General features: G+C 59.0%; 12 protein-coding genes. 6 read left to right on the top strand and 6 right to left on the bottom strand.

Annotated elements, in window-relative coordinates; all coding sequences use genetic code 11:
- Positions 1-15 precede the first annotated feature (15 nt).
- Positions 16-2,013: a DNA gyrase/topoisomerase IV subunit B gene (locus I4W07_RS06465; RefSeq protein WP_196026010.1), complete on the bottom strand. Its 1,998-nt coding sequence runs from the start codon at positions 2,011-2,013 to the stop codon at positions 16-18.
- A gap of 157 nt (positions 2,014-2,170) precedes the next feature.
- Positions 2,171-3,553, bottom strand: coding sequence for an ATP-binding protein (locus tag I4W07_RS09320; protein ID WP_040358713.1), 1,383 nt, complete (start codon positions 3,551-3,553; stop codon positions 2,171-2,173).
- A 406-nt stretch (positions 3,554-3,959) separates the two neighbouring features.
- Between I4W07_RS09320 and I4W07_RS06455 the strand changes: the two genes are divergently transcribed.
- A complete protein-coding gene (locus I4W07_RS06455) occupies positions 3,960-4,976 on the top strand; it encodes a hypothetical protein (protein WP_161145419.1) in 1,017 nt (338 codons plus the stop codon).
- A 112-nt stretch (positions 4,977-5,088) separates the two neighbouring features.
- On the opposite strand, the gene I4W07_RS06450 is transcribed toward I4W07_RS06455, so the two are convergent.
- From I4W07_RS06450 to I4W07_RS09165, 3 genes are all read right to left on the bottom strand, one after another.
- Positions 5,089-7,659 carry a hypothetical protein gene (locus I4W07_RS06450; protein WP_196026009.1) on the bottom strand — a complete coding sequence of 857 codons (2,571 nt, stop codon included), beginning with the start codon at positions 7,657-7,659 and terminating at the stop codon, positions 5,089-5,091.
- Between the two features lie 107 nt (positions 7,660-7,766).
- Positions 7,767-9,455, bottom strand: a complete 1,689-nt coding sequence (locus tag I4W07_RS06445; RefSeq protein ID WP_196026008.1) for an Ig-like domain-containing protein — start codon at positions 9,453-9,455, stop codon at positions 7,767-7,769.
- Between the two features lie 155 nt (positions 9,456-9,610).
- Entirely contained in the window at positions 9,611-10,615 is a 1,005-nt protein-coding gene (locus I4W07_RS09165; protein ID WP_230317524.1) for a helix-turn-helix domain-containing protein, read from the bottom strand.
- Between the two features lie 66 nt (positions 10,616-10,681).
- On the opposite strand from I4W07_RS09165, the gene I4W07_RS06435 reads away from it, so the two are divergent.
- The 5 genes from I4W07_RS06435 (at position 10,682) to I4W07_RS06415 (ending at position 13,568) form a co-directional block, all read left to right on the top strand.
- Positions 10,682-10,858 (top strand): hypothetical protein, encoded by a 177-nt coding sequence (locus I4W07_RS06435; protein WP_195625189.1) that lies wholly within the window; start codon positions 10,682-10,684, stop codon positions 10,856-10,858.
- Positions 10,859-11,270: 412 nt separating this feature from the next.
- On the top strand, positions 11,271-11,591 hold the full coding sequence (locus I4W07_RS06430; RefSeq protein ID WP_022093836.1) for a PadR family transcriptional regulator: 321 nt from the start codon (positions 11,271-11,273) through the stop codon (positions 11,589-11,591).
- Positions 11,578-12,201, top strand: a complete 624-nt coding sequence (locus I4W07_RS06425; protein ID WP_196026007.1) for a DUF1700 domain-containing protein — start codon at positions 11,578-11,580, stop codon at positions 12,199-12,201. The genes I4W07_RS06430 and I4W07_RS06425 overlap by 14 nt, the downstream gene beginning before the upstream one ends.
- Before the next feature lie 15 nt (positions 12,202-12,216).
- Entirely contained in the window at positions 12,217-12,471 is a 255-nt protein-coding gene (locus I4W07_RS06420; protein ID WP_117848184.1) for a hypothetical protein, read from the top strand.
- Positions 12,472-12,884: 413 nt separating this feature from the next.
- Positions 12,885-13,568: a hypothetical protein gene (locus tag I4W07_RS06415; protein WP_117848186.1), complete on the top strand. Its 684-nt coding sequence runs from the start codon at positions 12,885-12,887 to the stop codon at positions 13,566-13,568.
- Positions 13,569-14,097: 529 nt separating this feature from the next.
- On the opposite strand, the gene I4W07_RS09370 is transcribed toward I4W07_RS06415, so the two are convergent.
- Entirely contained in the window at positions 14,098-14,517 is a 420-nt protein-coding gene (locus I4W07_RS09370) for an arginase family protein (protein ID WP_196026031.1), read from the bottom strand.
- Positions 14,518-14,602: the final 85 nt, after the last annotated feature.

The raw sequence follows: 14,602 nt of genomic DNA, 5'->3' as shown, positions 1-14,602 counted from the left end.
GTTATCGATTTGCTGCTACTGCAGGTCCAGCTGGTCCAGGTATTCCCTGCCGTGCTCGGAGATGTGGCGCTTACGGCCCGCCTCGTCGTTGCCCAGCAACAGGTTGAACATGGTTTCCATTTTGGTGACGTCCTCGGGCTCCACCTTGATTAGGCGACGCGTCTCGGGGTTCATGGTGGTGAGCCACATCATGTCCGGATCGTTCTCACCAAGACCCTTGGAGCGGTTGATGGAGCACTTCTGGTCGCCAATCTCCTTGAGAATGCCGTTCTTCTCGAGCTCGGTGTAGGCAAAGTAGGTCTTTTCTTTGCAGTTGATCTCGTAGAGCGGCGACTCGGCGATATACACGTAGCCCTCGTCGATAAGTGTGGGCACCAGGCGGTAGAGCATGGTGAGCACGAGCGTGCGGATGTGGTAACCGTCGACGTCGGCGTCCGTACAGATGATGACCTTGTTCCAGTTGAGGTTGTCCAGGTCGAAGGCGCCAAGGTTCTTGATGCGCTTGTCCTTGATCTCCACGCCGCAGCCCAGTACGCGCATGAGGTCCATGATGATGTCGGACTTAAAGATGCGCGGATAATCCTCCTTCAGGCAGTTGAGGATCTTGCCGCGGACGGGCATGACGCCCTGGAACTCGGCATCGCGCGAGGTGCGAATGGCACCTGCTGCCGAGTCACCCTCTACGATGTAGATCTCGCGGCGGCTCTTGTCCTTGGAGCGGCAGTCGATGAACTTCTGCACGCGGTTGGCCATGTCGGTCTTCTGCTGCAGGTTGGTTTTGATACTCTGGCGCGTTTTCTCGGCGTTCTCGCGCGAACGCTTGTTGATGAGCACCTGCTCCATGATCTTGTTGGCGGCGTCTTTGTTCTCGATCAGGTAAGTCGAGAGGCGCTCCTTAAAGAAGGCCGTCATAGCCTGCTGGATAAAGCGGTTGTTGATGGCCTTCTTAGTCTGGTTTTCGTAGGACGTCTGGGTGGAGAAGCAGTTGGTCACCAGCACCAGACAGTCCTGGACGTCCTGCCACTTAATGCCGCTCTCGTTTTTGTTGTACTTGCCCTGTTGCTTAATGTAAGCATCGATGGCACTGGTCAGAGCGCTGCGGGCGGCCTTCTCGGGCGAGCCGCCATTCTCGAGCCACGATGAGTTGTGGTAGTACTCCTGCATCATGAAGGTGCGCGAGAAGCACATGCACGCGGTGATCTTTACATTGTAGTCGGGCAGGTCCTCGCGATCGCGACCGCGACGGTCGGCCTCGATAAAGAAGGGCTCGGTGAGGTAGTCGGTACCGACCTTCTCGAGCACGTAGTCTTCGATGCCCTTGGGATAGCAAAAGTCTTCTTCGGAAAACTCGCCATCGTCGCCCTCAATGCGCAGGCGGAAGGTCACGTTGGCGTTGACCACGGCCTGGCGGCGCATGGTCTCGCGATACCAATCGTGGGGGATGCTGATGGAGGTAAAGACCTCAAGATCGGGGCGCCATTTGATGGTGGTGCCGGTACGGTCCTCGTCGCTGGGCTCAATCTCGAGTGCCTTCTTTTTGGCGCCAACGACCTTGCCCTTTTTAAAGTGCAGGGAGTACTTGTTGCCGTCGCGCCAAACCGTGACGTCCATGTATTCGGAGGCGTACTGGGTCGCGCACGAGCCCAGGCCGTTGGTACCGAGCGAGAAGTCGTAGTCGCCGCCCTGGTTGTTGTTGTATTTGCCACCTGCGTAGAGCTCGCAAAAGACGAGCTCCCAGTTAAAGCGCTTCTCGGAGGGGTTCCAGTCGAGCGGGCAGCCGCGGCCGTTGTCCTCTACCTGAATGGAACCATCGCGAAAGGCGGTAAGGGTGATGAGCTTGCCGTAGCCCTGGCGCGCCTCGTCAACGGCGTTGGACAGGATCTCGAAGGCGGCATGCGCGCAGCCGTCGAGTCCGTCCGAGCCAAAGATGACGGCGGGGCGCAGGCGTACGCGCTCCTCGTCCTTGAGCTGGCGGATACTGTCGTTACCATAGTTTGCGGTGTTTTTTGCCATACTCGCTCTCTCGGTGCTCCTTTGCTGCGTTTAAGTCATATAGATAGTCAAGGTAGCATAGCCCAGCCCACAGACGATTCCAACCAACACGAAATCCATCGAACAACCGTTCGATTAGATAATGAATGCTTGGAATGCGGGAGGGACCTGTCCTGTCCTATCCAAACATCTGCGGCAGGTCGATGAAGACGGTTCGATCGCTTTCGCCAGCTTCGAAGCCCGAACGGGAGAAGAATCCATAGCGATGGCACTTGAGTCCCGTTGCCTCGACTTGGGCGATTTCCTCGTCGACCATTTTTTGCGTGATGGGGGATTTGCGGAACTTTGCTTCGTAGAATGCGTAGCCCTCGGGGTCTTGCGTTACCACATCGAATTCGCCGCTCGTTTTGTTTGCGGGGTCGTCGTACCAGTACTTGCCTATGGCGTCGAAAGCCGGTTCGATCTTGCCGGTCCTGTTCTGCCGCACGAGGTATTGACGGCAGATCTCCTCGAACATATGAGGAACGTAGTTTTCCTCGAAGTCTTGGAAGACGTGACGATCATAGAAGACTTCCGGGTCGAGCAGCTGACGCGCTGAGGCATTGCGGAAAACATAGCGATAGTAAAAGAGCGAAAGCGGATCCACTACAAAGTAGCCAGACTTGCGCTTGTTCGTAGGGTCGTTGATGGGTGCACGCTTTTGGACGATTTCGAGTGACATGAGCTTGTCGAGCACGTCTGCCATGGCCGGACCGCTCGAGACGTGCGACTGTGCCAGCACGTCCCCCCAACGGGAGTAGCCTTGTGCGAGAGCCCCGAAAACTTCGTTGGCGTTGGTCATCTTCGAGATCTCGGCGTTGAGATAGGACGGCACCTCGCTTTCTAAGCGGGCGCCAGGTTCCGTGACGAGCTCGATGATGTTGTCGCGTACGCTTTGGGATTGATCGATGAGGCGATTGTAAAAGGGGATACCGCCAAAAACGCTATAGAGCCGCACCTTGTCCTCGGGCGAGAACGCGGGATAGAACTTCGCAGCGTCAAAGTAATCCATGGGCTTAAGCTCAAGCGCGAGATCAATTCGCCCGTAGAGGGGGCTTTCATGCTCGATGAGGGATTTCATAATCTCAACGTAGGAGCCGCACAGGACAATGTTTAAACGTGAGTCTTCCCTGTGGGCGTCGATTGAGGTCTGAAGAATGCTGTCTAAGCCTTTAACCGCATCTCTCAAGTAGGGGTATTCGTCGAGAACGAGGGTAATGTTCTTGTCTTTAGCTTGGGCAAACAGAAATTCGATGAGCTCGCGGATGCCTGTGAAGGCGAGCGGAGGAAAGCTCAGCGCTTCAGCAACAAGGACGGACAGACTCTCGAGGTTGTCTGCCTCGGAGGTTTGGCGGCACTCGTAATAGACCGTTGCGACGTCCGACAAATCGGTTAGCGCCTGCTTGATGAGCTCACTTTTTCCGACGCGACGCCTGCCGTAAATGAGAACATTGCGCTGCTCGGGTGCTTTGAGCGTTTTCTTAATACGGGCGAGCTCACGCTCCCTGCCAATAAATTCCACTTACTCGGTTCCTTCCGACTCGGTTTTGTCCGAGTTAATTGTATCGCATGGATCAGTTTATGCTCGAGTTTACTCGGACAAAACCGAGTCGGTTCTGCCCGAGTAAATTTGAAGGCGGCCGAATGCGTCTTGCTGCGTTTGCGGTTGGATACGTTGTCGAAAACGTGTCGTGCGGATTGTTGGATCGAATCGAACATTGGGACAGACGTCTCGTTTTATGGGCCGGGGGCGTGCATGTGCGAGTTCTTTTGGCCCATAAGGAACGCTGGTGGGTCGTTATTTGGGCCACGGGTCACTTCGCCGGCGCCGTGTTTCGTCATACGCTCATAGTGGAAGCCGATGCCACGGGGTCGACTTGGGACTCGGGCAATGGATGAGCTGCAAGCCGAAAGGAGCGGTGAGAATGATGAGGCCCATGACAAAGAAACTGCTGTTAGGAATTCCCACCGTGACGCTTTCGGCCGTGCTGGCGTGTACAGTGGCCGGCTGTGGCGGTAGTGCTCCGAGCGGCTCGCCTGGCGGTTCGGGCGGCAGCGCGCCTGTGCAGGAAAAGCCCAGGGCCTATGATTCGCAGACGGTCGAGGTGGCAGGCATTACCTATGAGTCGGTGGCTCACGGCACGTTCTATCGCGGCGATGCCAAGCTGCAGGACGGCTTTTACCTGCACATCAAGATCACCAACAACAACACAAAGAACAGGACGTTCAGTTCCTTTAACGTGCATGCTGCCCAGGGCGATCTTGAGGCAGGCGACCCGTTGTTTACTTCCGGCAAGGCGGCCGTGCTCGACTACGTTGCAAGCGAGGCTCCCGATGAGCTGCACGAGGGCATCGACCTTTCCGAGAGGCCAGATATCGGCCCGGGCGAGACCGTTGAGTACGTGTATTTCTGGGCGCCCAAGACGGCGTACTACGGGCCCATCACTGTCGAGTTCGTAGACGCTTATGCCCCCGCCAAGAATCATGAGGCCATGCACTTTGACACCACGGGATGCGAGACCAAGGAGTTCAAGGCGGCCGGCGGCGTGGCCGATTCTGGCGAGAAGGCAGATTTAACGGGCATCGACTGCGCATCGTACAGCATCGAGGCCGCCGATGGTTACACGCTGGATTCGTCCGACGAAGAGCGCGAAAAGGCAAACTTCTTCCACGACGAGACTGGAGGACGCCTGAACATCAGCATCTTCCCGCGCTCGCCGGAGGAAGAGGTTGCAAGCCTAGAGCAGGTCTACGAAGGCAAGGAGACAACAACCGACCAGGTCGAGTACAACGGCATAACGTGGCTGCGCTTTACCGGTCCCGACAACGGCCATACGCTGTTTGCGACGGCTCCCGCGACGGGCGAGACCGTCCGCGTGTCGATTGGCTGGAAGATCGATTGGGACGCCGCCGCGCCCATGATGGAGGCATTGAAGCTCAAGTAGCGGGTTGCGATTCCCATGTCAGGCGACTCAGGGCTGGCTCCGAGTTATCGGGGCCAGCCCCTTTTGGTGTTCGATGAGCCGAGTCGGCGTCTCTCACAAAAGTAACTAGGAGCTAGCGAGACCTATCCGAATTGACCTCATTGGCGGTGTCTTTTTCGAGCGCCGTGCGGCGGGCGCTGTAGGCGATGAGGCCGGCGCCTGCCGCGGCGAGTGCTGTAGCGGCTGCCGTAAGGGGAGCATTGACATCGCCCGTGCCAGCGAGCGCGCCCGCTTTTCCGGAGCGCTTGTTATTGCTGTGGTCCTTGCCACTGCCGGAGCTCCTTCCGCCGGAGCCGCCGCCCTCGTCGGTACCGCCGCCACTCGAGCCGCCATCGTCGTCTACTGTCATCGGGGCGTCGTGAAGTTCTGTCGTATCCGCGCTGTCGCATACGCCGACCTGAACTTCTGAGCGTTCGCATGCCGCGTCGGGCACATGAAGCTCGTGCAGTACGGCACCCAGCGCCGAGTTTGCGCCCGGTCGAATTTCCTCGAGCGTTACGGGATCGAGCGCCACCAGATTACGCGCCTTCGCATACAGCGTTACGCGTTTGCCCACTTCGTCGCTCCAACTCTCGGGGATAGCGAAGCTCATGCGGAACTGTGCCGTGCAACCCGGTGCCAGCACGGCGTTGCCACTGTCGGCTACCAGCGGGTGCGTTGCAAAAGGTGTGCCCAGCGTTTCGAGCGCGTGCTTCACGTGTGCCATGTCGTTGACCGAAGCGTCCTCGGCAAGCTCTGGATCGTAGATCGATGCCATGCGTGTGTTCGCTCCGAACCCGATGGATGCGCTGGAGAACGGCTGGCTGGAGCCCTCTCGGTACAGATCGATTGTGCCGGCGGTCAGCAAGGTGTTGCCGTCGTTTCGCACCGTGACCATGAAGGATTCGCCTGCTGCTCCGGGCACCACCGCGCCCGAGGTAGCGACTGCGCCCGTCGGAGTGGCACACGCCACCAAGGGCACTTCGATGCCGTGTAGTTCTGCCTCGCTCTTCTCCGCGCTCACAATGTGCGTGGCGAGCGCGGAGAGCATGCTCCCCGACGTCAAAAATGTCGTTATCTGATCGACGGGATGGTCCAGCTCGCACATCACGAACGGCTCCGTAAACAGATCGCCTGCCAAGGTGCTGGCGAAGATGCGGAAGTGCTTGCCCATTACTGCTACCGGGTTGCCTTCTTCGTCGTAGGTTTGTCCCACCTTGCCATCGGTATTCTCTACATAGAGCACGCACCTGCCGTTGTTGCTTACGCTAAACGATGCCGGGCCACAGCCTGCGGCGCCCACGGGCTGCGTTGCAAATGCCGATGCGCTTTGCGTCCAAGTAATATGCTGCAGCTGTTCGTTGACGGTTGCCAAAAAGCCCGAATGTTGTGGCCACGGCACCGCACGGGGTACCGTGGCGTCTGGTGGCATAACGCCCCAGCCCGCAATGGACTGGCCGATCACGGCGTACGATGCGCAGCCGCAACCGTCTGCAGTCTCGTACGCAACGGGCACCACCATTTTGCCGTTGATATCCTCGGGCTCGCCCAGCTCGATACTCGACGGCGCTTGTGGAAAGCGGAGAACTTGGCGGAACGTCAGGCTGTCGCCCGAAACGTCCGACCACAGGGTAAAGCACTCCAGCGCAACCTCGGCCTCGCTGCCGAGCGCCTTTTCTGCGGTGGTTCCGCGGCGGTGGAGGTAGGCACCCGACAGACGTCCGTCGACCAGCGTCTTGCCCACCGTGATGCGCGGGCACTGCAGGCAATGGTAGCCATCCTCTTGCAGGCGGCCGCGCGAAATGCTGCGCCATGACGTGTGCGATACCACGCGGGTCTCGTCATTACTTATGCGCAGACGCACAACGGACAGTATGCCGGCTGTGCTTGCCGTATCGAAAAGGGTGTCGTCGCCGTCACGCCGCTCGCCCGAGACCAGCAACACGTAGGCGTCCTGGTTTCCTCTTCCGTCCGTATATTCCACCACGTCGAAGTCGTAATCGTATATGCCGTCGCGTTCCACGTCGCCCTCACCAAACCCAAGGGGAAAGTCCACGGGCATGGGGGCGGACCATGTGCCGTTTGCCTTTGTGTGCACCACCAGACGCGAGCGGCCATTGTCGCCGTAGCGCACCGAGGCGATGCGGAACAGGCATTCTACGCCGGCGATAATCGTCAGCTTCATGTGGGCTTCGCTGAGCACGCCAGTAAACAGCACGTTGTCGCTCGAGGGCTTGATGCCGCCACGCTCGTCCTCCGATACACCAGCAGAATTGGCGTTGGGGTCCGCAACGGCGTCCTTCGTCTGCCCGATATGGGTGTACGCATACATCGGCGCGGCGTTTTCGCCGTTCTCTATCAGTGCATGGACGAAATGCTCGATTTGTCCCGTGTTGTCGCTTTCTGCATCTGCCTCGAGTTCAATGCGCGTGACCGCTTGATCCCAATCGCGCACGACAGGCGCGACGTTTATCGCGGTGGCTGCAACCTCGGCGCGTGCGAGTAGCTCGGCGTTGGTGACGATGGTGGCCGATGCGATAAATTGCGGCACGCCGCCCGCCTCGATGTTGCCGGGCGTGCCGAAGCAGGCATCCAGCGTGTAAGGCGTATCTCCACCCAATGCGAGCTCAGAGCGCTGGAGCACATACTGGTTGCCATTGTTCACCGACATATTCCACGAATCGAGGAGTGTGGGCCACGACCCCGACCAAGCCTTGGTGGTCCACTTGAACATTACGAACTGGAGTATCACATCGACATCGACATCTGCACCTACGCGCAGTCGCGGAAGCTGGTGTCCATCTGCCTTCTCGTACCCAATGAACAGCGTGAGGGATGCGGCGCCGCGCACGGCAGACGAGGCGACGCCTGCAACGCCGGCGCCAAAGGTGACGGCAAGCCCGATCTGGATGGTGAACGAGCCCGACGTGTTTGAATAGTCGAGCGAAATGTTTTTAAAAACGCCGCGCCGCTGCCGTGCGTGTGGGCACCCACGGCGAGCGCCAGCTTCGCCAGCACCCAGGGGTTGACGTTTAAGAAAAACGGCACCGGTCCTAGGGTAAACTGCTCGGTCCAATTGAGGTCGGTTCTTACTTGGAAGAGTGCCTTAATATTGCCGTATGCGGGGTCGTTGTTGTTGCCCCAGGTTTTGCCCACCCAATCGTAGGCGAGCGAGCCGTACAGCTGTGTGGCGATATCCATCGTGAACAGCAGCGTGCAATGATGGCGAAGGAGCTTGGTGTTTCTTGGATCGGTGCCCGAACCGGCACTCATGCTTTTGTACTGATTCCACTTCCCCTCCATCTCGTCGAGGTAGCGGTTTGCTTGCTTGGCACCCGACTCGCGCGGTGACTTCTTCCAGTACTCCGGATCCGGACTGCCTGAATCGTTCATGTAGCCGACCGGTTTGTATCCTCCGCCAAACAGCACGTATCCGGCAAACGAGAAATCGAACAAAATGGGGAACGAGGGCATCCAGCAGGTGAACTTATTGCCGCCGATGCCGGGAAACGCCGCCGGGAAATCAAACGGAGTGATCTCTTGGTCCATGGTAGTGGGGACGATGGTGGTCGAGCCCGATTCCGCCTTTGCGGCCGGAGCGGTGACAACGGCCATAGGGGATGAGAGCGTGTAGGTTTTGCCCTGATAGTCGAGGACAAAGCGCAGCTTGCACCCTTCTTCCAGAAGGCCCGTTGCCGCGTCGAGAAACTTGTCTTCGAGCGTGAACGTCGCCAGATTATCCGCGCCCGATGCGCTGGCCTTGACTTGGCCAATCTGCGTGAAGGTTTCGGGTGAGCTGCCCGCGGCAGGCGTCACTTTGTTGATGCGCAGCGTTGCCTGTCCACCCTGTGGCAGATGTGCCTGCACGGTAAAGGCGTGCGTATCGGGCTGCTCGTTTGCCGTGTCGTCCTTCGGCAATGTCATGAACGTGGCTTCAGCGTACTGGATGTCCCATTCGTCGAATGTGAGCTGGCGAAAGTACGGCTCGCCGTCGGAAAGCGGACGCGTGGGCGCGGTTATGGCGGTACCGCCCTGGATACGCGCAAGGGGAATCTCGACATCACGGTAGCCCGCCATGCCAATGGAGATGCCGCCGTTAAAGTCGTACGCGTCGAGAAGCGTTGCCTCGTCCACGTAGCCTTCCGAAAGAGGCGCGACCTCAAAGATGGCCGTGCCTTCGTCATCGGTCGTGGCGGTGAGCTGCTTGCCTGCGGCATAGCGCGATGTGAGCGTGACTTGGGCACCCGTGATGGGCGTATTCTTGTTGGCGACGTCGACTACGACCACACCAAACATGGTGCGCGAGAGAACGAGCACCCTGAAGGGGTCTTTTTCGTCGGCATAGGCCGCGGTGGGCGCGAACGGCAGTATGAAGGCGTTTGCGCTTCCCGGCACGCGCGGCAACATAATGCTCGCCAGCGAGGACGCTCCAGCAACAAGTAACGAACGGCGATCAAGCATCTTTGGCTCCCATCCCGCAGGTATCGGTGGAAATAATCCAATTTTGCGAGAAGGCACCACGTGGCGGTAGTGTCATTCAAGGGTCAAAATGTCCAAATTGATCGAGCGAAGCGCCGGGTTCCGGAACGCGTTCGATGCGCTTGGTAGTCCGGTCGCTAACGTAACATATGCGCGACCAGCTCGGCGCGAGTTCCGATACCAAGCTTGGCATACACTCCTGATAGGCGGTTTTTGACGGTGCCCGGCGATACTCCCATATGGCGTGCGATTTCGGCGTTGGTCCACCCACGACAGGCGAGCATGGCCATGGTGAATTCCGTGGTCGTTAGATCGTCGGCCACGTCCTCGCCCGAATCGGGGTTGTGGATGCGCCGCCAACCGTAGCTGAATCGATACGTGATCTCGATGATGCGTGCGAAATCGTCAGGGTATTGCGATTTTAGGCATGCCTCGATGAGCCCCTGCAAAAGGCCGTGGTGCTCGCCAATGAGCTCGATAAGGCCGTCGGGACGCGCGGTGTCCCAAGCGGCTCCGAAGTGCGATTTTGCGGCGTCGATGTCCTTGAGGCTCATGCATGCCATAGAAGCCGACAAGTGCAGGAATAGCTCCGAGATGGGATAGCTTCCCTGTTTCATGATCAGGGCATTTTCCACCATGCCCAGGCTGCGGCCGTATTCGCCGCGCAGATACAGGGCATGCGCCATCACGTAGCTGGCGAACAGGCGCAGGCCTTCGGGCAGATGCGCCGCAAGCGGATAAAACTCTTCGGCGGAATGCGGGGAAGGCAAGTGCAGCAGGACGCTCGCGGCGGAGGCGAATAGGATATGCGTGGCGTGGACGGCGGGCGATTCCTCGTCAGTTGGCGTATCGAGGATGCCCGCAAGGCAACGGCGGGCATCGGCGATACGATTGAGCGACAGACTGGCATATCCGCAGATAAGGCATGCGGAATAGCGCAGTGCGGGGTCGGTGGCGTCAAGATAGGGGCGTGCTGCCTCGGCGGCGAGCGTGGCCTGTCCGCGAAAGTACAGCGCTTCTGCCGTGGCAATGGCACGCGAATTGGGGTCGGAAATGCCTGCAACCGCAGCGTCAATCTGCCCCGGCACAAAGGCGGTGCACATCAACGGCATGGGAACGCATGGGTAGCCATCGCAGTCCATCTTCCATCTCCCAACAGCTGGCAACACTGGCAGCAATTGTACTCCTGTTACTCGGGACTGGAATTTTTGGGTATTGCCTACGATTATGCCGAACGCATAAAGGAAGAGTCTATTGGCGATGCTCTCAAGGTGGCTACCGAAGCCAAGCTGACCTCGATATTAGGAAAAATTGCCACCCCTGCAAAAAGCTCTGTCGCAGTGATGGGAAACGCATCTTCTGGGCATTCCGGCGTCTCCAGCTAGCGCTGGACTGCTGCTGTCGCCTGCGCGTTGGCGAGCGGGGCGTGGGGACCGTCCGGCGACCAGCGGTGACGGGCGAGCCCTGCCGCGTGCGTGGGCCTCCATCGGCGTAGACCCATGACCCCTATGGCATCGGAGAAGTCCACCATCGCGTCCAGGACCTTACCGTCCGGCACGCCCAGCCTAGCGGCTCCCTTGAACCCAAGGTTGAAGGGGGGTGTTGTACAAGGCATATGGGGCCGAGTGGAAGTGGATCAAAAGAGCGTTACTTGACGTTTCATGCATAATGCCAACCGCCCCGCGATATCACGTTCGCAGCGCGCAGGGGCCGGAGAATCTTCGCGATGAGAGTTGACGTCTAATACCTTGCATCGTATAGTGTATAGCATAGTATATGACGAGAGGAGGTGTGCGGATGGAGGCACAGATGAAGCGCGGCTTCCTGGAGGCCTGCGTGCTCGCGGCCGTCTCCGGCGAGGAGTCCTACGGCTACCAGATCGTGAAGGACGTACCGGCGAGCATGGGGCTCACGGAGTCGACGCTCTACCCGCTGCTCAAGCGCCTGGAGAAGGCCGGGTGCATCACGGCGCGCTCCGCCGAGCACAACGGGCGGCTGCGCCGGTACTACCGCATCACGGACGACGGGCGAGCGCGCATCGAGGAGTTCCTGGCCGAGTGGCCGTCCGTACGGGAGATTTACGCATACGTTGAGGAGGCGCACCATGACGCGCGATGAGTTTCTGGGCCGGTTGGGCGAGCTGCTCGCCTGCCTGCCGGCCGAGCAGGTGGAGGAGACCAAGGCGTTCTATGCGGAGGCCATCGCCGACCGCATGGAGGACGGTATGAGCGAGGAGGAGGCCGTGGCCGCCATGGGCACGCCCGGCGAGGTGGCGGAGGCCACGCTCGACGACCTGCCCGCCGTGCCGCGCGCGATCGCGAGGACGCGCCGGCGCAGCACCGCGCTGCTGTGGGTGCTGGCCATCGTGGGCTCCCCGGTGTGGGTGCCGCTGCTCGCCGCCTTCGCCGCCGTGGCCGTCACGGTCTATATCTGCATCTGGGTGCTGGCGCTCTGCGTGTGGATCGTCGCGGTGGCACTCGGGGGCGTGGGCGTAGTTGGGCTCCTGCTTGCCGTAAGCGGCGTCATCATCGGCCACTTCCCGTACGCCCTCGCCTCGGCGGGCGTGGGGCTCGGCCTCGTCGGCGTGGCGCTCTTCGCTGGTGCTGGCGCTTGGGCAGCCTCAAAACAAATTGCGCGCCTCTCGGCGCTCTGGGCGAGGAAGGCCGCCTCGCCCTTCTGGAAGGGTAAGGGCGAGAAGGGCGGCGCTGCCGCGCATCTCGCGGCGTAGAAAGGAGTGAGTACCATGACCAGTGCGAAGAAGATCTACCTCGCCGTGGCGGGCGGGCTCGTTGCCGCGGGTGTTGTCCTCGCGGGCATTGGCTTTATCGCTTCGGGTTTCGACCCGGCCGTGTTCACAACCCATATAGACACACGCGACAGCACCATCGTGCTCGGCGGCGTCGAGGTGGACGACCCGATGGGCCTCCCCCTCATCGAGCAGCTCGCCAATCTGGGCGAGATCGACACCTCCGGCGTCGCGGATCCCGCCGCGCCCTAGGCGCAGCGAGCCCGGGCGCTCTGCCCGCCAAGCTGCGTAAGCCGGCGAAACCCGAACCTCAACCTCTACGCAACTGGCCCCAAGCCTGCGCCGATTCGCTCTCAGCGCCGCGCGGGGGCCCGTGACGCATGCCCAAAAAGGTACGAGGAGAAAGGAACGCGATGACGACAACCACGCCCTTCCGCCTTCACGGGGCCACGCAGGACCGGAAGCGACTGGGCCGTGCGGTGGGGCTGTGCTTGGATTGGCTACACTGATATGGACAGTTCCGTGAGGGGCGCGAGAGGCGGGACTCTGGGGAGATCTTCGAGGAGGAGTGTCTCGACTGGAAGCGTGGGTTCAGTGGAGCAGGAACCTAATCTCTGTCTCTCTTGCTTTTTTGATTTGTTGAGAAGCCGGCATTTGGGGGCATTTTGGATAGCGAACAGTTCAAACAAGAAGCTGAGAAAATAGAACAAAGCCTGAGTGCCTTGAGAGTCGCCGAGCGCAATGCAGTGATTCCCTTCATGAACGGCGACTTTACCCAATGGGATCTATATCTGGCATCCTCCTCTGAGTATGCGATGAGACTGATAGACGGATTCATCTCCATGCTCGAGTCGAGGAATCTTGTTTGCGTCGCCCAGCTTCTCCGCGCACAGGTTGGAGTCTGCCTGCGGACATTCGCATTATTCGCCGCCGAAGACCAGGATGACTTTCTCAAGCAGGTGTTTCAAGGTGTGCCTGTGAACAAGCTGAAAGATTTCTCGGGTGAGAAGATGTCCGATGGAAGACTTCAAGACTTACTCGAGAAGTTCGATCCAAAGGTAAAAGATGTATACAAGGTGACGTCTGGATTCGTCCACTTCTCCATTGATATTCTGCCGAGCATGGGTGTGCCTGGGGAGGGCTATGAGGTCGAGTTTAATTTTGGAGCCGAGCCCAACGAGAGAAACAATGCGCCTCTCGTGGAATGCGGCAAGGCGTTCTGCCACTATGTCGACCTGCATCTCCAGATGCTCCATAAGGTGATTGCTTCGGATGAATGGTATGCCGATCGATTCCGTATCGATTCCGATGGTCCTGCAGACGAGGCCTCGAAAAGCGAGAAGGTGTAGGTCGAACGCATTGACGCTGCCTTGACAGCATCCCGATATGATAACGAATGGGAGGTTCCCTGCGAAATGTGCGCCTCTGTATATTCTCGCTAGGACGCCCTCGACCGATAAGGCATCGTTGAGTTCAATTTGAGTTCAGCTCGGGTGCCTGAAAATCGCCCAACTCTGATAAAAGGGGAGACGACGGTACACCACGTAGACGAGAGGCTATGGAAGTGCACGATTTGATTATATTGGCGCGCTAAACCGCCCCGCTGCCCAACTTGAACTCCGCTCACGCGTGTATGGGGCTGCGAGAGGTAACGGCCTGCGGCCTCCTTTGTGTGCTCGATGATATCTTCGAGCATGCCGGGCATGGCGGAGACATTCGCTGCAATCCAGCCGTGTTCAAGCGCCGTTTCGGATAGGAGCGAGAGGGGGCTGTCTTGCCCGTTTCCCTTGCACCCGTAAAGATGGTTGACAGTTTGGGGTCTCCCGGGTCTTTAGCTTTTACCGTGCTAGATGCCTCATGGAAACTGTTGGACTTTAATCAGACAGACCCAGCATGTCGTTTTCCTCCATGAGGACATCGGCTAAAACCGCAACACCTATGCTTGTTTAAGCAAACTTCCTGATAGTCGTGGAGCTGCTGTAGCCCGATATGCAGGACATCGCTCGGCTTAAACACCGGATGCCGCATCCGCGAAACGAGTTGCGGTGCACCCTGTTCCAAAAGGCTGCCAAGTACCATGGCGTGAGCGTTGGGGTAGCCATCATTCAGCGTGGATACATCCGGATGCGCATAGATCCAGACGATTCCAACGTTCTCGTATTTCCCGTGCAGGTAATCGAAGAGGGCAGGCGACACCATACAGTTGCCGCCGACGGTCACGACTCTGTCGGGGTTTTCTGCCGCAAGCTTCCTCTGCGCATCCTGAATCCCCGCCAGGACTTCGTCCTCGGCATAGATGCGAACTGTGGAGTGGGAAGGATAAACTGGACTTTCTTTTAAGGATCCTCAAGCGTATTGCCGCTCGTATTCCACTGGAGACATG

The sequence above is a fragment of the Collinsella aerofaciens genome (assembly GCF_015670745.1).
Lineage (GTDB): Bacteria > Actinomycetota > Coriobacteriia > Coriobacteriales > Coriobacteriaceae > Collinsella > Collinsella aerofaciens_T.
This window is presented reverse-complemented; position numbering and strand designations above follow the sequence as displayed.

Coding starts and splice junctions, on each gene's coding strand:
- I4W07_RS06465 (WP_196026010.1), bottom strand. CDS start 2,013: ATGGCAAAAAACACCGCAAACTATGGTAACGACAGTATCCGCCAGCTC.
- I4W07_RS06455 (WP_161145419.1), top strand. CDS start 3,960: ATGAGGCCCATGACAAAGAAACTGCTGTTAGGAATTCCCACCGTGACG.
- I4W07_RS06445 (WP_196026008.1), bottom strand. CDS start 9,455: ATGCTTGATCGCCGTTCGTTACTTGTTGCTGGAGCGTCCTCGCTGGCG.
- I4W07_RS09165 (WP_230317524.1), bottom strand. CDS start 10,615: ATGGACTGCGATGGCTACCCATGCGTTCCCATGCCGTTGATGTGCACC.
- I4W07_RS06430 (WP_022093836.1), top strand. CDS start 11,271: ATGGAGGCACAGATGAAGCGCGGCTTCCTGGAGGCCTGCGTGCTCGCG.
- I4W07_RS06425 (WP_196026007.1), top strand. CDS start 11,578: ATGACGCGCGATGAGTTTCTGGGCCGGTTGGGCGAGCTGCTCGCCTGC.
- I4W07_RS06420 (WP_117848184.1), top strand. CDS start 12,217: ATGACCAGTGCGAAGAAGATCTACCTCGCCGTGGCGGGCGGGCTCGTT.